Raw genomic sequence first — 25,604 nt, forward strand, 5'->3', positions numbered from 1 at the left:
AGGAACGGTAGCGTGATCGCTGTCGCAAGGGCCCCCGAAGCCCAGCGATGGCAGAACCCTCACTGAACCCGAAGCACAACGGACGGGCGGAACCCGAACTTCTACGCCCGTCCGGCGGCACCGCCCCGAGTGCCGCAGATCGATAACCGAACACACCCGAAAAATCGCAAGGCGCTTCCTCGAGAGGCGCTGTTCAACAAGGAACCCGAACCTTGACCGATACGCTCCACCCTGCCCAGAATCCGTCCGCTTACCCCACCTCCGGCGCGTCCTCGGCGGCGGAGCACCCCTCCGCAGTCGGCGGCAAGTCGGCACGTCGCCGTCAGTGGGGTGCGGAACGCTCGACCGCCCCGCTGCCCTCACAGCACCCGATCCCGAGCGACCGCAAGATCGCGCTCGGCCGGATCGCGATCGTGATGACGGTCGTGTTTTGGTTGGTGTACGTGATCTACACGATCATGCGCGAGTTCATCAACAACGGGAACGGCGGCTTCAGGTTCACCACCGAGGCCATCGGCTATGTGATCGTCGTGACCTTCCTTACGTTCTCGGCGCTCATGTACCTCGTAGCCCGACAGGGCGCACTCGAGCGCTTCAAAGCCCACCGACGGGTTCCTCGCGCCGAGCTCGACCGCCATTTCAGCCATTCGGATCGCGATCTCACGGTGCTCGTGCCCTCGTATGCCGAAGAGCCCGAAGTGGTGCGAGCCACCCTCTGGTCGGCAGCCCTCCAGGAATACCCCTCCATGAGGGTCATGCTCCTCCTCGACGACCCGCCCTACCCGACCGACCCCGCAGTGGCGGAACGGCTCGACCGGTCGCGCCGCCTCGCCGAGGAGATCGAGACGGCACTCGAGGAGCCGCGGTTCCGCGCCGACTCGGCACTGCGCGATTTCGAATCGAAGTACGCGGATCGCGGCTGGGTGGAGGCGCCGGCCGTCCACACCCTCGCCGAGCTGTACCGCTGGTCGGCGGGGTGGCTTCGCCAGCGCGCCGAGGATGAGCCGATCGTCGACCACGTCGATGTGTTCTTCACCGAGCAGGTGCTCGGCGGGCTCGCCGATGACCTCGAGCTCACGGCGTCGGCGCTCGACGCGGCAGTGCTCGAGCGCTCCGCGCCGACCGCGGAACGCATGGGCGAACTGCACCGGCGCCTGGTCTGGATCTTCACCGCCTCGCTCGGCACCTTCGAGCGCAAGCTGTACTCCTCGGTGTCGCACGAGGCCAACAAGGCGATGAACCTGAACGCCTACCTCGGACTGATGGGCGGCCACTATCGCCCGGAGGAGACCCCGGATGGCACCATCCTCCGTCCCGTGGACGAACCCGGTCCCGGCGACCTCTGCGTTCCGGACGCCGACTACGTGCTGACGCTCGACGCGGACTCCCTGCTGCTGCGGGAGTACTGCCTTCGCCTCGTCTACCTGCTGGAGCAGCCCGAGCACGAGCGCGTCGCGGTCGTGCAGACGCCGTACTCCTCCTTCCGCGGTGCGAGCACCCGAATCGAGCGGCTCGCAGGCGCGACCACCGACCTGCAGCACCTGCTGCACCAAGGCATGACCAAGCACAATGCGACCTTCTGGGTCGGCGCGAATGCCGTCATCCGGAAGGCAGCGCTCGCTGACATCGTCGAGACTGAGACCGTCGGCGGCTTCACCGTGCGGCGGTACGTGCAGGACCGCACGGTCATCGAAGACACCGAGTCGAGCATCGACCTGGGAAGCCACGGCTGGACGCTCGTGAACTACCCCGAGCGCTTGAGCTACAGCGCGACACCGCCTGACTTCGGCTCGCTCATCGTGCAGCGGCGCCGCTGGGCCAATGGCGGCCTCCTCATCATGCCGAAGCTGTGGCGCCAGGTGCGCGACCGTCGGCGCAGCGGCCAGCACATGGGCCTGCTCGAGCTCGCCCTCCGCGTGAACTACATGGCTTCGATCGCCTGGGCGAGCTTCGGACTGGTGTTCCTCCTCGCGTACCCCTACGACGGCAGGCTGCTGAGCCCCGTGGTGGTGCTCGCCGCTCTTCCGTACTTCATCGCGATGGCGAGCGACCTGCGATACTGCGGCTACAAGCGGCTCGATGTGCTTCGCATCTACGGGTTCAATCTGATCCTGCTGCCGGTGAACCTCGCGGGCGTGCTCAAATCGATCGAACAGGCGATCACCAACCGCAAGATCCCGTTCGCACGCACACCCAAGGTGCGGAACCGCACCGCGGCGCCGGCGCTGTACGTGCTTGCTCCCTACCTGATCATCGCCTTCTCGCTGTTCACCCTGTGGCGTGACGCAACCGCGGGTAACTGGGGCAACGCCCTGTTCGCGGCATTCAACGCGGTGCTCGCGATCTGGATCACAGTGGCCTACATCGGCATCGGCACCTCGATGGTCGATCTCTTCGGCGGGGTGCTGCGTTGGCTCTTCATCGCGCGCGAGCCGAAGCAGGCACCGGTCGCGGAGGCCGAGGCATCCGACGACAGTCTCGACTGGCGCGCTGTGCTCTATCACGGCCGGGCCGACGAGGTCGTCCATCGCACGAGTGATCTGCGGATCGCGCCCCTCGCGCCCGCGGTGAGCGGAGCGAAGTCATGACCGCCGGGGGCACGCTGCGCCTGTCGTTCTGGCGGGTGATCGTCGCGGTGATCGTGTTGTCAGCACTCATCGCGGGAAGCTTCTTCGTGTACAAGGCGTGGGCCTCTGCTCGGACCGTCGATGGAGCAGAGGCGTGGTTCGCAGGGTACGCGGATGTCACCGCGACTCCGTCATACGCCTTCGAATCGCCCATCGACGCCGCCGCGAACGATGTCGTGCTCGCCTTCATCGTCGCTGATCCGACCGAGGGGTGCGAGCCGACCTGGGGCGGTGCCTACTCACTGGACGAGGCGGCCGAGCAGCTCGACCTCGACCGCAGGCTGGTGCGCCTCGAGCAAGCCGGTGGCGGGTACACGGTGTCGTTCGGCGGTCTCAACAATGACGAGCTCGCCACCTCGTGCACCGACCCTGACGAGTTGCGCGACGCCTATCGAGCGGTGATCGACCGGTACAAGGTGACCACGGTCGACTTCGACATCGAGGCCAATGACCTCTCCGACACCGCGGGCGGTGAGCGCCGGGCGGAAGCGGTCGCCGAGCTTCAGAGCGAGCGTCGCTCAGCGGGCGACGAGCTGGCCGTCTGGCTGACGCTCCCCGGTGCGACCTTCGGGCTCACCGAGGAGGGCACAGACACGGTCGCCCGGTTCCTCGAGGCGGGCGTCGATCTTGCGGGCGTGAACGTGATGACCATGAATTTCGGCGCGAGTCGCGACAAGGGCGAGACCCTCGGCGAGGCCTCGATCCGGGCTGCGGAGGCTGCGCACCGCCAGCTCAGTGCGCTCTACACTCGCGCGGGCACTCCACTCAGTGACGCCGCCGTCTGGGCGAAGATCGGGATCACCCCGATGATCGGGCAGAACGACAACGCCGAAGAGGTGTTCCTGCCGGCGGATGCGGAGATGCTCAACACGTTCGCGCTCGAGAAGGGCGTGGGTCGCATGAGCATGTGGTCGCTCAATCGCGATACGACCTGCGGCGCGAACTACGTGACGCTGTCAGTGGTGTCGGACTCCTGCAGCGGTATCGAGCAGAAGGACTTCCGCTTCGCTCAGGCTCTCGCCAAGGGGCTCTCGGGCACTGCCGAGCGCGCTGCCGGTCTCATCACCACCTTCGAACCCGTCGATCCTGATGACCTGGTCGATGACCCGGCGACGAGCCCCTACCAGATCTGGTCGGAAGAGGGCACCTATCTCGCGGGGACCAAGGTGGTCTGGCACCGGAACGTCTACCGTGCGAAATGGTGGACGAGCGGCGACCTGCCCGATAACCCCGTGCTGGTCGAGTGGGAGACGCCGTGGGAGCTCATCGGTCCGGTGCTGCCCGGCGAGACGCCGGTCGAACCGCCGACGCTGCCCGACGGCACCTACCCCGAGTGGGCCGGCGCGGCCGTGTACGAGAAGGACGCGCGCGTGCTCTTCGACGGCATCCCGTTCCAGGCGAAATGGTGGAACCAGGGAGAGAGCCCGGCAGCGGCCTCCTCGAACCCTGACGGCTCGCCCTGGACACCGCTCTCGGTCGCCGATATCGAGGCGGTGCTCGAAGAACTCGGTATCAGCACCGAGGAGTAGCGTTCGCTGACCAGCTGACGCCGCGCGGGCCTCGTTCGCGCGGCGTCAGTGGAAGTCGCGCGAACGATGAGGCGTCACCAGCGGTAGCTGCTCGAAACGATCGGCGAGCACGCTCGTGACCCCCTCCGCGCTGCGCTGCAGGATGCCGCGGACGATGAGCGCCCCGGATTCCCGGGCGACCCTTCGGTGCCGTTGCCATACGCCGACACTGCACACGACGTTCATCAATCCGTGCTCGTCCTCCAGGTTGAGGAAGGTCACACCGCTCGCGGTTGCGGGGCGTTGCCGATGGGTGACCACCCCTGCGACCTCGATGCGACGATCCGGTTCGGCTAGACCGAGGTCGCTGCTCGAGAGCACGCCCCGGCGCTGCAGCGCCTCTCGCAGATGGCGGAGCGGGTGATCATCCGGTGAGATGCCGGTGCTGCTGAGGTCGGCGGCAAGATCGTCGAGCAGATCAGGGGAGGCGAAGAGCGGCGGCTGCACGGTGGCGGTGGCGCCGGTGAGATACTCGGGCCGGTGCTGCGACGCCGTGCCGGAGTTCCAGAGCGCCTGCCGGCGGTTGAGGTCGAACACCTCGAACGCACCGGCGGTGGCGAGCGCCTCGAGCTGTTTGGTGTTCAGCCCGGTGCGAGCGACCAGGTCTTCCATCGATCGATAGGGGCCGCCACGGGTGCGCTCCGACACGATGCGCTCGGCCACCGGCCGTCCGAGCGAGCGCACATCGGCCAGGCCGAGTCGCACCGCGAAGGCCCCGTCTCGGCGGTGCCGTTCCGTATCGGGCGCGGCGTGTTCGTCGAACTCGTCGACGGGTGGCTGCTCGAGCGCGAGACAGGCGTCGTCGCCGGTGGCGGACGCGGCATCCGCAGTCCCCGAGAGCGGTTCGAGCCCGGCATCGACCCCGGAGCGGAGAATGTCGGCTCTGAGCACGCGCACCCCGTGGCGTCGGGCGTCGGCTGTGAGGCTCTGCGGCGAGTAGAAGCCCATGGGCTGTGCACGCAGCAATGCTGCGAGGAAGGCCGCCGGGTAGTGCAGCTTGAACCAGGAACTGGCGTAGACGAGCAGGGCGAAGCTGATCGAATGGCTCTCGGCGAAGCCGAAGTTCGCGAACGCCTCGATCTTCGCGTACACGCTGTCGGCGACCTCGCGAGGAAGCCCATTGGCAGCCATGCCGGCGTAGAGCTTGTCGCGCAGCTTCGACACCTTCTCGATGCCCCGTTTGGAGCCCATGGCCCGGCGCAGATGATCGGCGTCTTCGGCGGTGCAGCCGCCTACCGCCATCGCCATCTGCATGAGCTGCTCCTGGAACAGCGGGATGCCGAGCGTGCGTTCCAGCGATTCGACGAGCAGCGGATGCGGGTAGGTGACCGGCTCGGCACCGGTGCGCCGCCGGATGTAGGGGTGGACCGCGCCGCCCTGGATTGGCCCCGGACGGATCAGCGCGATCTCGATGACGAGATCGTAGAAGCAGCGCGGTCGAAGCCTCGGCAGCATCCCCATCTGCGCGCGGCTCTCGACCTGGAACACCCCGATCGCATCGGCCCTGCACAGCATGTCGTACACGCCCGGCTCTTCGCGCGGCAGGGTGTCGAGCGTCCACTGCTCACCCGTGCTCTCGGCCACCAGGTCGATCGTGTACTGCAGCGCGGCGAGCATGCCGAGGCCGAGCAGGTCGAACTTGACCAGACCCATCCATGCGCAATCGTCCTTGTCCCACTGCAGCACTGTGCGACCGGGCATGCGGGCGTGCTCGATGGGCACCACTTCGCCCACCGGACGATCGGTGAGCACCATGCCGCCGGAGTGGATGCCGAGATGGCGCGGAAAGGTGAGCACCGCGTCGGCGAGGTCGAGCACCTGATCGGGGATGTCGGTGTGCTCGCGCTGCAGTGCGCCCCAGCGATCCACCTGCTTCGACCATGCGTCTTGCTGTCCCGGGCTGAACCCGAGCGCTTTCGCCATGTCTCGCACGGCGAACTTCGGGCGATAGCTGATGACATTCGCCACTTGCGCGGCGTTTCGGCGGCCGTACTTCTCATAGACGTACTGGATGACCTCCTCGCGGCGGTCGGAGTCGAAGTCGACATCGATATCGGGCTCCTCGTTGCGCATGCTCGAGAGGAAGCGCTCGAACGGCAGCCGGTAGAAGATCGAGTCGACCGCGGTGATCCCCAGCAGGTAGCAGACCGCCGAGTTCGCCGCAGACCCGCGACCCTGGCAGAGGATGCCCCGGCTGCGGGCGAACCGCACGATGTCGTGCACGATGAGGAAGTAGCCGGAGAAGTCCTTCTCCTCGATCACGGCGAGTTCGCGCTCGATGCGAGCGCGGTCGTCATCCGTGAGCTTCGGATACTTCAACGGCACGGCCTCCCAGACGAGGTGGCGAAGCCAGCTCATCGGAGTGTGCCCCTCCGGCACCTGCTGCTTGGGCAGTCCCGGACGAAGACTGCGCAGCCGGAACGCGAGGTCGTCGGCCAGTTCGACGGTGCGCTCGATCGCACCGGGGAAATCTGCGAAACGGGCCGCCATCTCGCGGCCGGAGCGCAGGAAGGCCCCACCGGATGCCGGCAGCCAGCCGTCCATCTCGTCGAGGCTGCGCCTGGCGCGCACCGCGGCCAGCGCATCCCCGATGCGCCGTTCGGCCGGCGTCGCGTAGTGCACGTTTCCCGTGGCGATCAGAGAGAGATCGAAGGCACCGGCGAGCTGGGCGAGCTCGGTGTTGCGCCTGGAATCGACGGGGTACCCGTGATCGATCAGCTCGACCACGACGCGGTCACGACCGAACCGGTCGACGAGGCTCGCCAGAGCGGCGCTTGCGGCATCGTGGTCGCCGCGGTCGAGCGCGCGACGCAATGTCCCTTTTCTGCAGCCGGTGAGCACGCTGAAGTGGCCGCCGGCGTGCTCGGCGAGCTGGTCGAGGTCGTAGCTCGGGCGCCCCTTCTCGCCACCGGCGAGCTGGGCGTCGGTGATCGCAGCGGCGAGCCGGTGGTAGCCCTCATCACGGCGGGCGAGTACGAGCAGGTGGTCGCCCTCGGGGTCGGCGGCCCCGAGTTGCGGCGCGCTGAGCGAGAGCGAGAGCTCCGCTCCGAAGACGGTCTGCAGCGATGTCTCCTCTGCCGCCTCGGCGAAGCGCACCGCTCCGTAGAGTCCGTCGTGGTCGGTGATGGCCAACGCGTGCAGGCCGAGCCGCGACGCCTCCTCGACGAGGGCCTCGGGAGTGCTCGCACCGTCGAGGAAGCTGAAGGTCGAGTGGGCGTGCAGTTCGGCGTAGCGCACGCTCGAGGCCGGCGCTCCAGCCGTGCTCGCAGCATCCGTCGCCTGCATCGGCTGCTGAGCTCCGGCTGGCTCGGTCGCGCCCGAGCCATTGCCGGGCGGGCGTCCGGATGCGGGCACCCCGGAGAGGCGCCGCTCGTACTCCGACCAGCTGATCGGCGGATTGTTCCAGCCCATCAGTCGTACCTCGCTTCGATCTGCCACCCGTGCTGGTCGAGCACGAGCAGCCAGGCAGCTCCCGTCGAGTCGACGAGCTGGAAGCGGTACTCTCGGCGCGCGGCTGCGGCATCCCACCATCGTTCCTCGAGCGGCCAGGGCCCCGCCCAGCTCTCGATCCGTCGGGTGCCGCCGGTCGTCGTGGTGAGGCGGTGGGGCGGTGCCGACAGTGCGCCGCGTGCGTCAACGCTGACCTCACCACCGCGCTCGTCGAACACCGCGACCGGCAGCGGGGAAGGGAAGACCAGCGAGGGCTGCGGGTCGGGCAGGCTGCCCGGCCAGGGTTGCGCAGGGTTGCGGGGCACCGTGGCCCGCTCTCCCCAGGGCACCAGCACCGCACGCTCCGAGAGATGCCGGCCTCCGCCGATGGTGGCGGTGAGCACGGCCTCATGCCCCAGCATGCTCTGCACTCGGGAGAGCGCGTGGTGCACCCGCTCATCAGAGACATCGCCGAAGAGCGCGCGCTCGTGGTTGCCGATCGAGTCGACACTGACCGGCGTGACGCGCACGTGCACGAGCCCTGAGAGCAGGCCGCTGCCCGTCGAACCGCCCTGCAACTGCCAGCGCAACCGGTCGACCACTTCGGCGGGCGAGAAGGTGCGCGGGTGCAACCACTCGCGTTCGGAACCGCCGCCGTCGTCGGTCTCCAGTTCGATGCGCAGCGCTGTGCACACCAGACGCGCCGCAGTGAGCTGCGCGATGAACCGCTCGGCGGGCTCACGGAACGCGAAGGCCGCCTGGTCGATGCGCTCGACGGCAGGCTCGAACGCGATCGTGGTCTCGAACTCTTCCGGCGGCACTCGCGGCTGCACCCGCCTGCCATCACTGCCCGAGGCGATGCCGTGCAGGCGCAGGCCTTCGGCGCCGAATCGTTCAGCGACATCGAGCGCGTCGAGGTCGGCGAATGCACCGATCGTGCGGATGCCGAGCCGTTGCAGCAGTCCGGTGAGCTCGGGCACGCCGAGCACCGACACCGGCAAGGGCGCGAGGAACTCGGCACTGTCACCCGGCGGTATGACCAGCACACGGCCGGCACCGGCCTGCCTCGCGGCATGCTCGGCCGCGAAGGGGCCATCGGCGACACCGGCGGATGCTGTCGGCACGAGTTCGGCCAGCTGCCCGGCGAGCGCGAGCCCCGCCGCCTGCTCGCCACCGTAGTAGCGGCTGACGCCTCGAGCGCGAATGGCGCATACCCCCGGACGCAGCACCTGCACCCCAGGAGTAGAGGCTTCGAGGCGAGTGATCGCGGGTTCGAACAGTCTGGCTTCGAGCGCCGGATCGTGATCGAACACCTGAAGCGAGGTGCATCGGGCCTGCGCTTCGCGAATGCGCAGCCCCCGCCTCACCCCCTCCGCGCGAGCGGCGCTCGAGCAGGCGTGCACCATGCCGCGATACCGAAGCGCGATCGGGGCATCGGCGGGCACCCCATGCGCTTGCGCGGCGGCGAGCACGGGCCAATCGGGGACCCAGAGCACCAGGGTGCGGGTGGGGGAATGGTCGGAGCGGTGCATGGTGGTTCGGAGCCCAGTTCAGTTGATGACGGTTCGGGAGACTCGGTTCGAGGTCGGTTCAAGAGACCCGTTGAAGTCGGGAGCGGCCGGCCGCGCGCACTGCTCCAGACAAACCGCGCATACCGGAGTGGAGTGTGTCGGATTCGAGCCGGCCGGACACGACCTCATCGGAAGCGACGGCGAACATGCCTGTGGATGCCTCTCCGACCGAGAACCTGGCGCTGCGAGATCGCCCGGAACGATCGACCGCCGTCACCGTGGCCTCGCAATCGGTGAGATGTCCGCTGCCTTGGCCGAGCCCCTGCCAGCGGGGTTCTTCAAGACGTAGGCGGGCCTCTGCCTCAGGCCAATCGCCGAAGGCGATGAGCACCGCATCGTGCTGACGCAACCGCGCGCTGAGCTTGGATGCGGTCGCATGACCGACGCGCGCGGTGGGTTTGACGAGCACCACAGAGAGCGCATCGGCGAGCGAGGCGGTGACAGCGAGCCAGTGCTCGCCGGGCCGGGGGATCAGCACCACGCGTTCGAGCTCGAGCCCGACGCCAGCCGCTGCTTCGACCCCGAACTCGGGCATGCCGACGACCCCGCACCAGGCGCCTGCCGACGCAGGCCCGACCATGAGCGACATGGCGAGACGGGCAGAGCCTTCGATCGAATAGCTCGCCCCCGGCCGCAATCCACCCCCCGGCAGCACTTCAGCCAGCCCGGGAAGCGTCGGAAGAGTGCGCTCACGCAAGCGAGGCTGTTCAAGCCGCCGTATCCGATCGCGGAGCTCGCGCACGGCATCCGCCGTCTCCATCCCCGCTGCTCTCACCGTTCTACACCTCCCTCTCTCAAGTATCGAACATATGTTCGAGTGTGTCACCGCCTACTGACAATGGGCTGCAGATCACCGAAGCGAAGACTCGAAGCAGGTCGCTGCGTATGCTGAACGCAGAACCGGCGCGCCGCGGCGGTCGCAGCACGAGGGGAGCAACGCGCCATGGCAACTCATACCGTCGCCGTCGGAGTCGACCCGTCCGGTCTCAGCGACGAGGCTGTCGCCTGGGCCGCGAAGTGGGCAGCCGATCATCACGCGACCCTCGATCTCGTGCACGTCATCGACGACGAATGGGTGGGACGCCTCACCTGGTCGGAGGAGCTCATCCTCGCCGAGAGCCGCAAGGCGCTCACACGCGCGCGCGAGCTGGCGCGTCCCGCCCTCGCCGAAGACGCCATCCGCGATGTGCTGCTCCGCGGCGACCCAGTCGACCAGCTGCGACAGCGCGCCTCCGAGACGGATCTGCTCGTCATCGGCACCCACAAGCCCTCACGGTTCGAGCGCGTCATGCTCGGCTCTCGCAGCCTGCACATCGTTCAGAGCGTGACAACGCCCGTGGCGGTCATCCCCTCCACCGACGGCGCGGAGCGGCGCGGCGTCGTCGTGGGCGTCGACGGGTCGGAGGCCTCTCTCAAGGCGATCGCATTCGCCGCTGCCGAGGCCGATCGTTCGGGCGAGCCTCTGCATGCCGTGCTCGCGTGGGATCTCCCGGCGGGTTGGGGGATCGAGTACCTGCCGAGCGACGATATGGTCTCGAGCATCTCGTCGGATGAGGAGATCGTGCTCTCGGAGTCCTTGGCGGGCCTCTCGGAGCAGTATCCCGACCTGGAGATCAAGCGCAGCGTCGTGCGGGGGTACCCCGCCTGGGCGCTGGTCGACGCAGCCGAGAGCGCGCGCCTGCTCGTCGTGGGCAACCGAGGCCGTCGCGGCCTGCCCCGCGTACTGCTCGGGTCGGTCAGCCACGACGTGCTCGTCAATATCCCGACCGCCGTGGTCGTCATCCACGCCTGAGACCAGGCGGCTCAGCGGCTGCGGCCGCAGCGAGCACCCCGCTCGACGCCATATCGGCCATCGCGCACCCGGGGCGCAATGGCCGAGGGTCAGGGCTTGCCGAAGCGGAGGTCGCGCCGCCGGTACCCGATGAACCCGATCGCGGTGAAGAGCACGATCACGAGAGCGAGGCAGAGCAGCTGCCACCAATCGGCATCCGAAGCCGAGACATCCGGGATGTGCCAGAGGGGACTGATCGCGAGCACCCATTCCCACAGGTTGAATGTGGGCCCGAGGATGGTCAGACCGAACATGGCGACCACCGCGATCCAGGCGAGCAGCCTCGCGGCGGGGCGAGCTCCGACCAGCGCGACCGCCAGCGCGACGATCACCCAGACCGCGGGCACTGCCAACAGGCCCTGCACAAGGAGCTCGCCGGCGTCGACATCGCTGCCGGCGGCGCGCGCCGACACGGTGAGGGCGGCCGTGCCCAGCGCCAGTGCGACAGCCGGCGCGAGAAAGGCAATTGCCGCGTGGCCCGCGAGGTGGCGCTGGCGCGTGATCGCTCCGGCGAGCACGGCCTCGGTGCGACCAGTGCTCTCCTCCGAATACATGCGCATCATGACCTGCACGCCGAACGCCGACGCAATGATCGCCAGCAGGTGCGTCAGCGTCGCCATATACGCGAAGATGAGGTCGTCGCTCGCGCCTCCGCTCGCGGTGATGATCTGCCGCAGCACCGGGTTCTTCGTGAACTCGTCTCCGATCGATGCGGCGACATTGCCGAGCACGGTGCCGATGAGTGCGAATCCGATCAGCCAGCCGATCACGGAGGCGCGGTTCAGCCGTAGCGCCAGCCCCCAGCTGCTCGCGACCAGTCCGCCGCGCGCGCGTCCGGCACGCTGAGGGATCAGCGCGGCACCGTAGTCGCGCCTGGATTGCAGCAGTGCCGCGACCGCGACCAGCACGACCGCGAGTCCCACGCAGGCGACGAGCGGGCGCCAATCCTGAGCTCCGACGGGCTCGATGCGCTCGGCCCACCCGAGCGGCGTCCACCAGATGAGCTCTTCCAGTCCTGGCGTCGAGTCGGCGATGCCGCGCAGCAGGTAGGCCGCACCCAGCACGACGATCGCGATGCTGTTCGCGGCGCCGGCGGTCGATGCGAGTTGTGACGTGATCGCCGCGACGCCCGCGAAGACGAGAGCGCTTGCCGTGAGCGTCGCCGAGAGCCAGAGGCTTGCGATCGGTTCGCCTCCGCACAGCATGTTCACGACCCAGGAAACGACCCCGAGCACGACGGCTGCGACGGCCGCCATCGCGACTGCCGCGAGCAGTCGGGCACTCCGCCCGACCACACCAGAGGCCACGAGTTCCGCCTGGTTGCTGTCCTCGTGCGCCCGGCTGTTCCTCGTCACGATGAAGATGGCCATCATGCCCGCGAAGAAGTCGCCGAGCGCGAGGGAGCGCCAGGTGGTGAACGCGTCGACCGTCGAGAGGTCTTCGACCGGCCCGAACAGCAGACTGAACGCGGGATTCGCGCTGAGGGAGACGGTGAGGTTCCTGATGGAGGCGGCATCCGTGAAGAGCAGGTTGTACGCGAGCACTGAGGTGGCGACCAGCGCGCTGATCAAGACGACCCACGGCGCGATACGAGGTCCGTCGTGGCGCATGCCGACGGGAACGAGGTGCCGGATGCCGGTGGCTGCGCTCATCCGAGTGACGCTTCGTGCGCCGCGTGCCTACCGTGCCGCCGCTCGCTCTCAGCCGTCGTCCCACGTGGGGGAGGAGCGGCCCCACCCGCGCCGGACGGCTCGTAGTGGCTGAGGAACAACGCCTCGAGCGACGGTGGCGCGACTTCCAGGGCTACGACGTCGGCGGCGCCGAGCGCCGAGATCACGGGTGCGAGGGCGGTCGTGTCGACGTCGAAGCGCACGGTGTCGCCGTCTTCGACCACGCGATGCACCCCCGGCATCCTGGCAAGACCGGCCAGTGGCCGGCGCAGCGTCGCATGCACGGTGTTCTGCGCCTGCTGCCGCATCTCCGCGAGTGTGCCGGTCTGCACGACTCGGCCGTCTCTGATGATGCTGATGCGGTCGGCGAGCGCCTCGGCCTCGCTCATGATGTGGCTCGAGAGCAGGATCGTGCGTCCGTCCGCCTTCTCGCGACGGATCTCGTCCTGGAACACCGCTTCCATGAGCGGGTCGAGGCCCGACGTCGGCTCGTCGAGCACGAGCAGTTCGACGCGCGATGCGAGGGCCGCGACGATCGCCACCTTCTGCCGGTTTCCCTTGGAGTAGGTGCGTCCGTGCTTTCTGGGGTCGAGTTCGAAGCGCTCGAGCAGTTCGGCGCGGCGCCGCTCATCGAGGCCCCCTCGCAGTCGGCCGAGCAGGTCGATCGCCTCGCCGCCGGTGATCGAGGGCCAGAGGGTCACGTCGCCCGGCACGTAGGCGAGGCGTCGGTGCAGGTCGACGAGCTCTCGCCACGGGTCGTGCCCGAGCACCCGCACGTTGCCGCTGTCGGCGCGCAGCAGTCCGAGGAGGACCCGGATCGTGGTCGACTTCCCTGCGCCATTCGGACCGAGGAAGCCCCGCACCTCGCCCACGGGGATCTCGAGATCGAGACCGTCGAGCGCCACTGTGCCGCCGAATCGCTTGACGAGCCCCTCGATGCTGATCGCCGCATCCATGGCGCCAACGCTACTCAGGGGCCAGTCGGTGTCAACGGAGTCTTTGAACCGCCCTCATTGTCCGATCCGCTCGCGGTTCAATGCGCGGCCAGGGGCCGGCGTCGATCATCGCGGCCGCACCGGATGCCGGCTCGCGATCGACATGCGGTTCATCGACCCTATCGCGATGGTCACCCAACTCACTGCCGATAACTGCTCCTCGCTGAGCACCGACGCGGCGAAGGCGTACTCGCGGTCTTGAACGGCAGGCTCGGGGAGGAGCGTGATCGATTCCGCCAGTGCCAGTGCCGCCCGCTCCCGCTCATCGAACAGCGCGGTGTCACGCCATGCCGGCAGCACCGCGAGCCGTTGCTCGGTGACCCCCACGCGCAGGGCAGTGCGATGGTGCACGTCGAGACAGTAGGCACAACCGTTGAGCTGGGAGACCCGCATGTTGACGAGCTCGACGAGCACTTCGTCGAGCCCTGCATTCAGCGCAGCGGTCTTCGCCTCCTTCGCCAGGGCCGACAGCGCGAGGAACGCCGACCGGTGCTGCTTGTCGAGATAGACCCGTTCGGCGAGTGTCACCGGCCGCTCGCCGCCTCGGCGGCGCCGCCTTCCGCAGCCCGCTCGTGCCGCTCCTGCCCGTCGGCACCCCCCCACACGACGATGTCGTCATACTCCGGATGCTTGCGAGCCCAAGCCTCGATGAACGAGCACATGGGAACGAGCGTTCGACCCATCGATCGCACATCGGCGAAGGCGTACTCGGCAAGCCTTGTGGCGAGTCCTCGGCCGCCGTATTCCTTGCCGACCACCGTGTGGTCGAACGCGAGTTCGCCATTGCGGTCGGAGTAGTGCGCGAAACCGATGACTCGATCGCCATCGCGGAGCTCGTACCGAGACGCGTCAGGATTCTTCGCGATGACGATGCCTTCGTCGACGCGCATGGGCGCTGGGGTCGTCATACAGGTCACCTCGATCTTCAGGCCGCGCGAGTTCGCACGGGAACGTGCCGCCAGCGTAGCCCTCGCGGCGGGACCGCACCTCGGTGATACTGCGACCGGCATCCGTGGGCAGAGCCGATCAGTCGATCGGTGCGATCGGCTCCCACTCGATGGTGAGCTGCTCGCGGGTAGCGAAGCGCAGGAGGTGCCGCTGCAGGATGTCTTGCACGGCCGCGGTGTGCTCTTCGTCGCTCCCGCGGGCGATCAGGGTGAGCGCGCCGTCGCCGGTCGAGACGATGCCGGTGCCCTTGCTGAGTGCGAGCGCCCGCCCTTCACTCGTCTCCTCGATGGCCGCTCGGCGTCCCAGATGCGATACGAGCTGCTTCGACCAGCGTTCAGGCCGTTCCGTCGCAATCACGGCACGAGACTCCCAGCGCGGCGAATCCGCCGAGGCCGTTGCCGCAACGGCGGATCCCTCCGTGGGAGCAGCCGACTCCTTGCTGACCGCCGCGAGGATCGCCTCGGCGAGTTCGGCGGGTCGGGTGAACTGCGGCCAGTGTCCCGTCGGCAGTTCCACGATCTCGAAGTCCTTGACGCGTGCGAGCTCGGCCATGTACGGGCTGCCGGCGGAGATCCACTGCTCGAGCTCTGCTCGGCTGAACTCGCAGGCGATCACCGTGGCCGGCACATCGAAGCGGCGCTCATCGCTCAGCCGTTGCTGATCCTGAGCCACCGCGCGCGGCTGGGGGATGGCACGCGCCCGGAACTGTTCGCGAAGCTCCGGATCGAGGTCGCGAAGGTCGGGTGCGTCAAAGACATCCCAATCGGGGAGGGGGATCTCGTCGCCGTCGACCGGCAACTGGTCGTTGATGACTCCGCCATCGCCGAGCGGACCGCTGTCGACATAGACGACTCTCGAGACACGGTCGGGACGGGCGTCGACGACGCCGTGCACGATGGCCCCGCCGCCCGAGTGACCCACGAGCACCACGCCGGGGTCGAGCGCGTCGACGAGCGCGACCACGGCGTCGATGTGATCGCGCAGACCGATGCCGCTCCTCGACGAATCCACCGACTCGAGGCCGGGAAGCGTGAGGGGATGCACGCGGTGGCCCGCTCGCTCCAGTGCTGGGGTCACCTGCTCCCAGGACGAGCCGTCGAGCCAGAAACCGGGAACGAGCACGATGTCCATGCAGGCGACCCTACTGCAAGGCCACAACGCCCATCGGGCCCTTCAACGGCACGGCCCGGGACGTGGAATTCGTCCCGGGCCGTGCCGTTCGTCGGATGCTGGGCGTCAGCCTCCGAGCAGCGTCTCGATCGGTCCACGCGCGAAGTACAGCGCGAAGCCCGCCGCGACGATCCACAGCAGGGGCGAGATCTCACGCGCCTTGCCCGCGGTCGCCCGCAGGATCACCCACGTGATGAAGCCGACGCCGATGCCGTTCGCGATCGAATAGGTGAGGGGCATCACGATGATGGTCAGGAAGACCGGCATGGCCGCCGAGAACTCGCTCCAGTCGATCTCGCGGATCTGCGCTGCCATCAGCACACCGACGACCACCAGAGCCGCTCCCGCGACCTCGAGCGGGACCACCTGGGTGAGGGGAGTGAAGAAGACCGCCAGCAGGAAGAGCACGCCCGTCACCACGTTCGCGAAACCGGTGCGCGCACCCTCCCCGACACCGGCAGCCGAGTCGATGAAGATCGTGTTCGACGATGACGAGGTCGCGCCACCGGCCACCGCGCCGACGCCCTCGACGATGAGCGCCGACTTCAACCGAGGGAAGTCGCCCTTCGCGTCCTGCAGGCCGGCCTCACGAGTGAGCCCCGTGAGCGTGCCGACGGCGTCGAAGAAGTTCGTGAACACGAGCGTGAAGATGAGCATGATCGCCGCAAGCGCGCCGATCCGCTCGAACGCGCCGAAGCTGAACGCGCCGATGAGGCTGAAGTCGGGGAGCGAGATGATCTGCTCGGGGATGACGGGCGTGTTGAGGCTCCAGCCGCCGGGGTTCGCGAACCCGGGGCCGAGCTTCATGACGGCTTCGACGATCACTGCGACGACCGTGGTCACCAGGATGCCGATGAGCAGCGCACCCTTGACTCTGCGCGCCATCAGGATGCCCATGATCAGCAGCCCGAGCAGGAAGATGAGCGTCGGGATGGAAGCGACGGAGCCGCCATCGCCGAGCTGCACCGGCGGGGAGGCCGCTCCGCTGGAACGGACGAAGCCGGCATCCACGAGCCCGATGAAGGCGATGAAGAGGCCGATGCCGACCGTGATCGCTGTCTTCAACTGCGGGGGAACGGCCCGGAAGATCATCTCGCGCAGCTTGGTCGCCGAGAGCAGCACGATGATCAGGCCGTTGATGACCACGAGCCCCATCGCCTCGGCCCAGGTCACCTGGCCGACGACGCTCACCGCGAGGAACGAGTTGATGCCGAGGCCGGCCGCGATGCCGAACGGCAGGTTGGCGACGAGCCCGAAGAGGATCGTCATGAGGCCGGCGGTGAGCCCGGTGACGGCGGCGACCTGCGTCGCTTCGAGCCACCCGCCCGCCACGTCGAGCGTCGCCTGATCGGCGCTGAACCCGCCGAGGATCAGCGGGTTCAGAATCACGATGTAGGCCATGGTCATGAACGTGACCAGGCCTCCTCGCACCTCGCGCCCGAGAGTCGAGCCTCGGCGGCTGATTTCGAAGAACGAGTCGAATCGCTCGCGCAGGTTGCTGCCGCTTCCGCGGCGGTGATGGCTGTCGGATTCGCCGGGCAGATCGTTGCCGGCGGGCGCGGTGTTCGCGCGTTCGCTCACGAATGGCTCCTAGGAGTGAAGGGGGTCGGATGCCGCGGCAGCCGGTGCTCAGCCGGATCGAAGCAGCGAGCTTCACGGTGGCGGCACGATCAATCACGGTAGCGGGTAGTGAATCTCCCACCGAACTCCGCACCCCAACTCTGGGGCCATGTCGCATGTCGCTCAATCGACGGAGCGCTCATCCTCTTCTTGGTCATGCGCTTCACTGAGCCGATCGATGCGCTCCCGGGAGGTGCTGAAGGGTCCGAGGAATTGCGGCACGAAGCGACTGCGCAGTTTGAAGGGTCCACGCAGGAGCGCCGCCGTCAAGTACTGCCCGAGCGTGATGCCGCTCGCCAGCACCAGCGCTGTGCCGAGCGCCGAGAGCAGGAGCAGCATCCCCGTGCCGACATCGCCGTCCGCGCCGGCGAAGAGCCCCCGATAGAGCGCCACGCCCGGCAGCAGCGGAACGATCGCGACACTCGCGAGGATCCACGACGGCACTCGGACGAGCTGCGCGGCGACCGGAGAGGCGAGCCCGATCACCACGGCGGCGATGCCGGAGGCCCAGACCGGATCGATGTCCCGATCGATCGCAACCCCGAAGAGCACCCATCCGATGAGCGAGAGCAGGGCGGCGAGAGGGAACGATCGAGGAGGCAGTTGTGCCCAGACGCCGAAGCACACAGCGAGCGCCGCACTCGTGAGCGCAGTGAGCAGCAGCGGATCTGCGCCGAACCGCACCTCGGGCGTGATGGTGAGTGCGGCGCCCGCGCCATGCGCGAGCGCGATGCCGATCTGGATGCCGACGACGAGGCCGACCGTGTTGACCACCCCTTCGGCGAGCCGTCCCACGCCGGTCAGGTACCAGCCCGTGATGAGGTCGTGCACCCCGCCGGTGGAGGTCATGCCGGCCAGCATCATGATGATCACGGAGACCACGACCTGCGAAGAGTCGACCTCCGGGCTGATCGCGTTGACCCCGGCAGCGGCGGCGACCGCGATGACGCCCGCGAAGGCCTGGGTGAAGAACACGGGCCACGCGCGTGAGCTCAGCCGGGCGAACAGCCAGTCGACCATCACGTTCGCGATGAACGCGAAGACCGCGGTGATCCATCCAGCGCCGAAGATCACCGCTGCGGCGACGCCGGCCGTACCGGCAGCCAGACGCGTGAGCCACCAGGGATAGCGGTGGGCGTCACGTCGCAACCGGCCGGCTTGCGCGAGCGCGTCGTCGAGTTCGAGCTCACCGCTGAGGAACCGCTGCACCAGCATCTCGGCGTGCACGTAGCGTCCGTAGTCGAAGGTACGCGCGCGGATGTGCTCGAGCTCGACCGAGTGCGGTCCGATTCGAGGGCGATGCGTCAGCGTGATCTGGCTGTAGGTGACATCGACATCGACGTGATCGACACCCCCGTGCTCAACGATGTCGAGCATGGCGTCGACGACTTCCATCGCCGGCGCCGTGCTGCCGAGCAGCGCGGCACCGGTCTTCGCGGCGAGATCGAGGTGCTGCGAAGCGCGCCGCACGCCGGCGGCCTGCCCGGGGGTCCGTTGGGCGTTCTGTTCCTCGGTACGGTCCGCCTCCGCGGCGCCGCGACCGTCGAGCGCCTCGTCTCTCGCAGAGTTCCGGACCGGGTCGTCGCGCTCGGCATCGTGCTCGGGGGAGTCGGGCGACATGCCCCCATGCTGCATCGCGCTGCGCGGTCGTGCCGCAGCGCGATGCAGTCGAGTGCAGCAGGGGCGCCTATGACATCGCAGAAAGCGCGGCGTCGATCGCCGCGATGCCGCGCTCGGCCTCGGCATCCGTGATCACTGCCGGGGGCACCACGTGCAGGCGGTTCTCGGCAGTGAACGGCAGCACGCCCAGCGCGAGCAACTCGTTCTTGAGCCGTGCCATCTCCGCCGCGGCGAGCGGCGCCTTCGTGACACGATCAGCGACCAGTTCGACCGCCCAGAACACGCCCTTGCCGCGCACCTCGCCGATCAGTTCGTGCCGCGACGCGAGCTCGCGCAGGCGAGGCCCGAGGACATCGGCGCCGATGCGAGCGGCGTTGCCGACGATGCCCTCATCACGCATCGCCTCGATCGTCGCGACGATGCTTGCAGCCGCGAGCGGGTGGCCCGAGTAGGTGAGCCCGCCGGGGAACACGGTGTCGTCGAAGTGGCGCGCGATCGCGTCGCTGATGATGACACCGCCGACAGGGACATAACCGGAGTTCACGCCCTTCGCGAAGGTGACGAGGTCTGGGCGCACGTCGTAGCCGTCGAACGCGAACCACTCGCCCGTGCGCCCGAAGCCGGCCATGACCTCGTCGAGGATCAGCACGATGCCGTACCGATCAGCGATCTCGCGCACCCCACGGAGATAGCCAGGCGGGGGCGTGAGGATGCCGGCGGTGCCCGGCACGGTCTCGAAGAGCATCGCCGCGATGCTCGAAGGACCCTCGGCCTGGATCACGCGCTCGAGGTGGTGCAGCGCGCGCTCGGCCTCTTGTTCGGGCGTCTCGGCCCAGAACTCGCTGCGATAGAGGTAGGGGCCGAAGACATGCACATGCCCGCGCGCGTATTCGTTTGGCACACGCCTCCAGTCACCGGTCGCCGCGATGGCCGACCCGGTGTTGCCGTGGTACGAGCGGTAGTGCGAGATGACCTTGTCGCGTCCCGTGAACTGCCGTGCCATGCGGATGGCGTTCTCATTGGCGTCGGCGCCGCCATTCGTGAAGAACACCTTGTTGAGGCCTTCAGGGGCGAGCTCAGTGATGAGGCGTGCCGCTTCCGCTCGGGTCGCATTCGCGTGCGCGGGGGCGACGGTGGCCAGCACGCTCGCCTGCTCTTGGATCGCAGCGACCACTCGCGGATGCTGGTGCCCGATGTTCACGTTGACGAGTTGGCTCGAGAGATCGAGGTACTCACGGCCGTCGGCGTCCCAGACGGTGCAGCCGAGACCGCCGGCGATGGCGATAGGCGAAAGCGACGCCTGGGCAGACCAGGAATGGAAGACGTGAGTGCGGTCGGCCTCGACGATCGGACTGCTGCCACCGGGGAGCGGCGCGCGGCCCGCCTGCGACTCGCGGCTGTGCCCTCCGCTGGGCTCGACGGGGCGGTCGCTCTTCGATGTCGTGATGCTCACTGGGACTCCTCACTCGTGGACGATCACGATTCTCCGGTTTGCGACCGGCCGACAGCGACCGCCACACTGTCGATGTCAATCACTTCGGATCGACACTTCCGCATTTGAAAGGCCCCATGTCAGCAGATCTTCGCACCCTGCTCGCGACGCAAGGGCTTCGGCTGCGCCCCGCCATCTCGCTCTCGTCCGACCAGCTCGCGCGCCCGCTGCTCTGGGCGCACAACTCCGACCTGGCCGATCCGACGCCGTGGCTCGAGCCCGATGGCCTCCTGCTCACCGACGGCCTCCAATTCGCTGGGCCGGCGCCCGCAGAGGCTCAGCCGTACGTCGAGCGGCTCGTCGACTGCGGTGTCGCCGCGCTTGGGTTCGCCACGCAGATCGTGCACGACAGCATCCCACCCGCGCTCATCGACGCTTGCGCTGAGCACCGGCTGCCGCTGATCGAAGTCGCCGATCGCACCCCGTTCATGGCGATCATCCGTCTCGTCAGCGACGCAACTGACCGCGACCAGCGCGAACAGCTCGAGCGATCACTGCGCGCCCAGCGCTCTGTGGCGAGGGCCGCGCTCCGGCCCGACGGTCTCGCGGCGATCCTGCGGGAGCTCGAACGCAATCTCGGATGCTGGGTCGCGCTCTTCGACGCGGCCGGTGACCGCCTCGCCTTTCCCGCGCAGCTGCAGGTGCCTGCGACGATCGACGAACGGGTGTCGGCTGCAGTGCGCAGAACGCTGTCGAAGGGGCGAGCGGCCGCAGCGAGGATCACCATCGAGGACACCGAGATCACCATCCAGACCGTCGGCCATCACGGCAGCGTGCGCGGTGCGCTGGTGGTCGGCACCGGAGCCGAGCTCGATCGAGCAGGCGTCGATCTCGTCGAGAGCGTCATCGCGCTCGCGAGCATCGCGCTCGAGCAGAGTCGCGCCCTCGACACGGCGCGAAGAACCCTTCGCTCCGGCATCCTCGAACTGCTCCTCGCCGGCGCCATCGACGTGGCTCGCAGCTCAGTCCGTCCCCTATGGGGCGAACTGCCAGCTGAGCCCATCCGCGTCGCGCGCGTCAGCACGGGCGGGCAGGACGCCGTGGGCGACCCCAGCGGCGACGCACTGCTCGCGACGCTCGAACTGGCCGCCGAGCGCAACCCCGGACGGCTGTTCTTCGGCGAGCGCGACGGACGAACGCTGGTCGTCTGTCACGCCGACGACACCCGCTGGATCGAGCAACTGCTGTCGGGGCACCAGGCTCACAGCGGGTTCTCGGCGCCGGCCGAATGGAGCCGGTTCAGTGATGCGCTGGGCGAGGCATCGCTGGCTCTGCGGCGCAGTTCTGCATTCCATCCGGCCGTGCGGTTCGACCAACTGGTCGATGAAGGGCTGCTAGGGATGCTCGAGCAATCGGGAGCGCGTGCCGTCGCGAATCGTCTGCTCGAGCCGCTCGACCGGCATCCTGATGGTGCTGAGTCGATCCGCGAGTCGCTCGTGGTCTGGCTCTCGCACAATGGCGCATGGGATCCATCGGCTAGAGCGCTGGGCGTGCACCGGCACACCCTCCGCAACCGGGTCGATCTCGCAAGCGCGCTCCTGGGACTCGACCTCGACGCCTTCGCGGCTCGCGCGGAAGTGTGGAATGCGCTGCAACTCACCGCGCCAGCGAGGGAATGACCTCGCTCGCCGGCCCCGTGTGCCCACCGGTACTGACCGCGGCCGCCGTTGGCAGCACGGCTCGCGGTCAGTTCCGGCGGAGCGGCGTTGAGTCAGTTCTGAGGGAAGCCCAGGTTGATGCCGCCGTGGCTCGGGTCGAGCCAGCGGGCGGTCACGGCCTTCTGCTGCGTGAAGAAGCGCACGCCCTCGGCGCCGTGCGCCTTGGTGTCGCCGAACAGCGACGACTTCCAGCCGCCGAACGAGAAGGTCGCCACCGGCACAGGGATCGGCACATTGATGCCGATCATCCCGACCTCGATCTCGCGCTGGAAACGCCGCGCGGCGCCCCCGTCATTCGTGAAGATCGCCGTGCCGTTGCCGAACGCTCCACTGTTGATCAGCTCGACGCCCTCTTCGTACGAGCCCACTCGCACGACCGAGAGCACCGGGCCGAAGATCTCCTCGGTATACGCGCGCGAAGTGGTGGGCACCTTGTCGAGCAGGGTCGGGCCGAGCCAGAAGCCGTCCGCCTCGCCGTCCACCTCGATGCCGCGACCGTCGATGACCACGGTTGCGCCGTCTGCTGCCGCGATGTCGATGTACGAGGCGACCTTGTCACGGTGCTGCTCGGTGACGAGGGGCCCCATGTCGCAGTTGCGGCGCCCGTCTCCCACCTTCAGTCCGCGCATGCGGTCGACGATCTTGTCGATGAGGTCGTCGGCGATGGGTTCGACGGCCACGACCACGGAGATGGCCATGCACCGCTCGCCGGCCGAGCCGAAACCGGCGTTGATCGCCGAGTCGGCAACGAGATCGAGATCGGCATCCGGAAGCACCAGCATGTGGTTCTTCGCGCCGCCGAGCGCCTGCACGCGCTTGCCATGCTTGCTGCCCTGCTCATAGACGTACTTGGCGATGGGCGTCGAGCCGACGAATGAGATCGCCTTGACGTCTGGATGCTCGAGCAGCCCGTCGACCGCTGCCTTGTCACCGTTGAGCACGGTGAACACGCCATCGGGCAGGCCCGCCTCCTTCCACAGCTTCGCAAGCCAGATGGCGGCTGATGGGTCCTTCTCGCTCGGCTTCAGCACAACGGTGTTGCCTGCGGCGATGGCGATGGGGAAGAACCACATCGGAACCATGGCGGGGAAGTTGAACGGAGAGATGATGCCGACGACTCCCAGTGGCTGACGGAGCGAGTACACATCGACGTCAGTCGACACCTGCTCGGAGAACTCGCCCTTGAGGTGGTGGGCCAGGCCCGTTGCGAACTCGACGACCTCTTGTCCGCGTGAGATCTCGCCGAGCGCGTCCGAGAGCACCTTGCCGTGTTCGCCGGTGATGATCTCGGCGAGTTCGTGCTTGCGAGCATCGAGCAGTTCGCGGAACTTGAACAGCACCGCCTGTCGACGCGCGAGTGAGAGGTCTCGCCAGGCCGGGAAGGCGGCCTTCGCGCTCGCGATGGCCGCCTCGATCTCGGCACTATCCGCGAGGCCGACGTGCTTCGTGGCGATGCCGAGCGCAGGGTCGAACACGGGTGCGGTACGGCCGCCGTCAACCGTGACCTCTTTGCCGTCGATCCAGTGCGGCACTGTTGCCAGGGTGGTCTCGGTCGTCGCCATCGACATAGTGCTCCTTGCTCGGTGCGGTTGAAGTGTCACGACTGTATCGAGGACTCCCACGCCGCTGACGCTGCGAACTGTCGACCATCGGCACTGCCTATCGACACTCTGGCACGCTGACCCAGCGGGTGGCGGGCCGATAGGCTCGCGACGTGGCCAAGACAGCGGTGATAGCCGGGGCATCAGGGTTCATCGGGCGGAGCCTCACCGCCGACTTCGCTTCGCACGGCTACACGGTGAAGCGCATCGGCCGGGGCGAGCCGCACGCGCGTTGGGGCGACTCCGACTCCATCCGCCGCGTCTTGGAAGGCGCCGACGTCGTGGTGAACCTGGCCGGCAAGAGTGTCAACTGCCGGTACACCGACCGCAATCGCGCCGAGGTGCTCCGCTCGCGCACCGACACGAGCCGCGAACTGCGCGGGGCGATCGCGGCATGCGAGACACCGCCCCGAGTGTGGATCAACGCCAGCACCGCGACGATCTACCGGCACGCGATGGATCGACCGATGACCGAGACCGCGGGGGAGTACGGAACCGGATTCTCGGTCGATGTGGCGCGCAGCTGGGAGCGGGAGCTCTTCGCGGACGAGTTGCCCGAGACGCGTCGCGTGGCACTCCGTATCGCGATCGTCCTTGGCGACGGTCCGGCTACTGCGATGCTGCTCGCGCTCGCACGCCTCGGTCTCGGTGGCGCGCAGCATGACGGCTGGTGGTTTCCGCACCGCAGGTACCGCGGCATCGGCCCCGATCCGAGCGGCGACGGCAGCGCACCGATGCATCACACGCGCGGGCGTCAGAGGTTCAGCTGGGTGCACATCAACGACGTGCTGGGGGCGATTCGGCACGTGATCGCGCATCCCGAGCTCGATGGACCGGTCAATGTCGCGAGCCCGAACCCTTCTGACAACCGGTCACTGATGGCGACCCTGCGGAAGGTGGTGAGGCAGCCCATCGGACTGCCGGCGTTTCGGTGGATGCTGGAACCCGCGATGTGGCTGCTGCGTACCGAACCGGAGCTCGTGCTCAAGAGCCGTTGGGTGCTGCCCGAGCGCTTGAGCGCAAGCGGGTACGTCTTCCGTTGGCCCGAACTCGAGCCGGCACTGCGCGACGTGGCCGCGAGCAGGGGGCAGGACCGGGCTGAGGCCTGACGCCGCGCCGGCCGACAACCCGCATCCGCGTCGCTCCTGCGAAAGTCGCTCGTCCTCGACGCGTCATCGCGCCTCTCACCGCAGGTGACTAGAGGGTTCAGCGCTCGCTATCGTGCGTGCATGGTGTCGTTCGCCGACAAGCCGCTCTTCCACCCGCACACGACGGCGGACTGGGAGGCTTACCTCGACGGCGATCCGTCGCCCGATGGCGTGCGACTGCAGCTTCGCAAGAAGAACAGCACGGCCCCCGGAATCCAATATGCGGAAGCGCTCGATGTCGCGCTCTGCTTCGGATGGATCGACGGGCAATCGGCGCGGCTCGATGACGACTACATGCTCCAGTCGTTCACTCCCCGCCGCTCGCGCAGTCCCTGGTCGCAGCTCAATCGTGAGCATGCGGAGCGCCTCATCCGAGAGGGCAGAATGCGCCCCGCTGGTCAGGCCGAGATCGACCGCGCGAAGGCGGACGGCCGTTGGGAGGCGGCCTACCGGCAGAAGGATGCCGCAGTGCCCGACGACTTCCAGGCAGCCCTCGACGCTTCACCCACCGCCGCCGAATTCTTCGCGACCTTGTCGGCCCAGGCGCGGTTCGCGTTCCTCTTCCGGCTCATGAGCCTCAAACGGCCGGAGACTCGCGCCCGCCGTATCACCGAGTACATCCGGCTCCTCGAGCAGAGGAAGGCGCTTGATTGACC

18 protein-coding genes and 1 pseudogene are annotated in these 25,604 nt (G+C 68.1%); 6 read left to right on the forward strand and 13 right to left on the reverse strand.

Translation table 11 applies throughout. From position 1 onward, the window contains the following. Positions 1 to 557 precede the first annotated feature (557 nt). A complete protein-coding gene (locus tag QF206_RS04195) occupies positions 558 to 2,588 on the forward strand; it encodes a glycosyltransferase family 2 protein (RefSeq protein WP_281488130.1) in 2,031 nt (676 codons plus the stop codon). Further along, positions 2,585 to 4,156 carry a chitinase gene (locus QF206_RS04200; RefSeq protein WP_281487924.1) on the forward strand — a complete coding sequence of 524 codons (1,572 nt, stop codon included), beginning with the start codon at positions 2,585 to 2,587 and terminating at the stop codon, positions 4,154 to 4,156. Before QF206_RS04195 ends, QF206_RS04200 begins: the two co-directional genes overlap by 4 nt. Before the next feature lie 45 nt (positions 4,157 to 4,201). Here QF206_RS04200 and QF206_RS04205 read toward each other — a convergent pair whose 3' ends face one another. Genes QF206_RS04205 through QF206_RS04215 form a run of 3 tightly spaced genes read right to left on the reverse strand, consistent with a single transcriptional unit; the run spans position 4,202 to position 9,970 of the window. Then, on the reverse strand, positions 4,202 to 7,606 hold the full coding sequence (locus tag QF206_RS04205) for an error-prone DNA polymerase (RefSeq protein ID WP_281488131.1): 3,405 nt from the start codon (positions 7,604 to 7,606) through the stop codon (positions 4,202 to 4,204). After that, a complete protein-coding gene (locus tag QF206_RS04210; protein WP_281487925.1) occupies positions 7,606 to 9,156 on the reverse strand; it encodes a DNA polymerase Y family protein in 1,551 nt (516 codons plus the stop codon). The genes QF206_RS04205 and QF206_RS04210 overlap by 1 nt, the downstream gene beginning before the upstream one ends. A gap of 58 nt (positions 9,157 to 9,214) precedes the next feature. After that, positions 9,215 to 9,970 carry a hypothetical protein gene (locus QF206_RS04215; RefSeq protein WP_281487926.1) on the reverse strand — a complete coding sequence of 252 codons (756 nt, stop codon included), beginning with the start codon at positions 9,968 to 9,970 and terminating at the stop codon, positions 9,215 to 9,217. Between the two features lie 168 nt (positions 9,971 to 10,138). On the opposite strand from QF206_RS04215, the gene QF206_RS04220 reads away from it, so the two are divergent. Continuing rightward, positions 10,139 to 10,987, forward strand: coding sequence for a universal stress protein (locus QF206_RS04220; RefSeq protein WP_281487927.1), 849 nt, complete (start codon positions 10,139 to 10,141; stop codon positions 10,985 to 10,987). Positions 10,988 to 11,076: 89 nt separating this feature from the next. Here the strand turns inward: QF206_RS04220 and QF206_RS04225 are convergent, their stop codons facing one another. The 9 genes and pseudogenes from QF206_RS04225 to QF206_RS04265 all read right to left on the reverse strand — a co-directional run bounded on the left by QF206_RS04225 (position 11,077) and on the right by QF206_RS04265 (position 20,397). Beyond that, the gene (locus QF206_RS04225) at positions 11,077 to 12,678 is read right to left on the reverse strand and encodes an ABC transporter permease (protein ID WP_281487928.1); all 1,602 of its coding nucleotides are present in this window, start codon (positions 12,676 to 12,678) and stop codon (positions 11,077 to 11,079) included. Further along, positions 12,675 to 13,652, reverse strand: a complete 978-nt coding sequence (locus tag QF206_RS04230; RefSeq protein ID WP_281487929.1) for an ABC transporter ATP-binding protein — start codon at positions 13,650 to 13,652, stop codon at positions 12,675 to 12,677. The genes QF206_RS04225 and QF206_RS04230 overlap by 4 nt, the downstream gene beginning before the upstream one ends. A 105-nt stretch (positions 13,653 to 13,757) precedes the next feature. Then, positions 13,758 to 14,219: a carboxymuconolactone decarboxylase family protein gene (locus QF206_RS04235; protein ID WP_281487930.1), complete on the reverse strand. Its 462-nt coding sequence runs from the start codon at positions 14,217 to 14,219 to the stop codon at positions 13,758 to 13,760. After that, positions 14,216 to 14,599, reverse strand: a complete 384-nt coding sequence (locus QF206_RS04240; protein WP_281487931.1) for a GNAT family N-acetyltransferase — start codon at positions 14,597 to 14,599, stop codon at positions 14,216 to 14,218. Before QF206_RS04240 ends, QF206_RS04235 begins: the two co-directional genes overlap by 4 nt. Before the next feature lie 118 nt (positions 14,600 to 14,717). Further along, entirely contained in the window at positions 14,718 to 14,996 is a 279-nt protein-coding gene (locus tag QF206_RS04245; RefSeq protein WP_281488132.1) for a DUF2218 domain-containing protein, read from the reverse strand. 78 nt (positions 14,997 to 15,074) lie between these two features. Next, a pseudogene (locus tag QF206_RS04250) lies at positions 15,075 to 15,770 on the reverse strand (alpha/beta fold hydrolase); the annotation flags it as partial. Between the two features lie 105 nt (positions 15,771 to 15,875). Continuing rightward, entirely contained in the window at positions 15,876 to 17,303 is a 1,428-nt protein-coding gene (locus tag QF206_RS04255) for an NCS2 family permease (protein WP_281488133.1), read from the reverse strand. 249 nt (positions 17,304 to 17,552) lie between these two features. Then, the gene (locus tag QF206_RS04260; protein WP_281487932.1) at positions 17,553 to 19,049 is read right to left on the reverse strand and encodes a threonine/serine exporter family protein; all 1,497 of its coding nucleotides are present in this window, start codon (positions 19,047 to 19,049) and stop codon (positions 17,553 to 17,555) included. A gap of 67 nt (positions 19,050 to 19,116) precedes the next feature. Then, positions 19,117 to 20,397 carry an aspartate aminotransferase family protein gene (locus tag QF206_RS04265; RefSeq protein WP_281488134.1) on the reverse strand — a complete coding sequence of 427 codons (1,281 nt, stop codon included), beginning with the start codon at positions 20,395 to 20,397 and terminating at the stop codon, positions 19,117 to 19,119. 221 nt (positions 20,398 to 20,618) lie between these two features. Between QF206_RS04265 and QF206_RS04270 the strand changes: the two genes are divergently transcribed. Further along, positions 20,619 to 22,160: a PucR family transcriptional regulator gene (locus QF206_RS04270; RefSeq protein ID WP_281487933.1), complete on the forward strand. Its 1,542-nt coding sequence runs from the start codon at positions 20,619 to 20,621 to the stop codon at positions 22,158 to 22,160. A 92-nt stretch (positions 22,161 to 22,252) separates the two neighbouring features. Here the strand turns inward: QF206_RS04270 and QF206_RS04275 are convergent, their stop codons facing one another. Continuing rightward, entirely contained in the window at positions 22,253 to 23,761 is a 1,509-nt protein-coding gene (locus QF206_RS04275; RefSeq protein WP_281487934.1) for a CoA-acylating methylmalonate-semialdehyde dehydrogenase, read from the reverse strand. 152 nt (positions 23,762 to 23,913) lie between these two features. On the opposite strand from QF206_RS04275, the gene QF206_RS04280 reads away from it, so the two are divergent. Both QF206_RS04280 and QF206_RS04285 read left to right on the forward strand, forming a co-directional pair. Further along, entirely contained in the window at positions 23,914 to 24,909 is a 996-nt protein-coding gene (locus QF206_RS04280) for an epimerase (protein ID WP_281487935.1), read from the forward strand. A 120-nt stretch (positions 24,910 to 25,029) separates the two neighbouring features. Continuing rightward, on the forward strand, positions 25,030 to 25,602 hold the full coding sequence (locus QF206_RS04285; protein WP_281487936.1) for a YdeI/OmpD-associated family protein: 573 nt from the start codon (positions 25,030 to 25,032) through the stop codon (positions 25,600 to 25,602). Positions 25,603 to 25,604 lie beyond the last annotated feature (2 nt).

Source organism: Ruicaihuangia caeni (assembly GCF_029952955.1).
GTDB classification, from domain to species: Bacteria; Actinomycetota; Actinomycetes; order Actinomycetales; family Microbacteriaceae; genus Ruicaihuangia; species Ruicaihuangia caeni.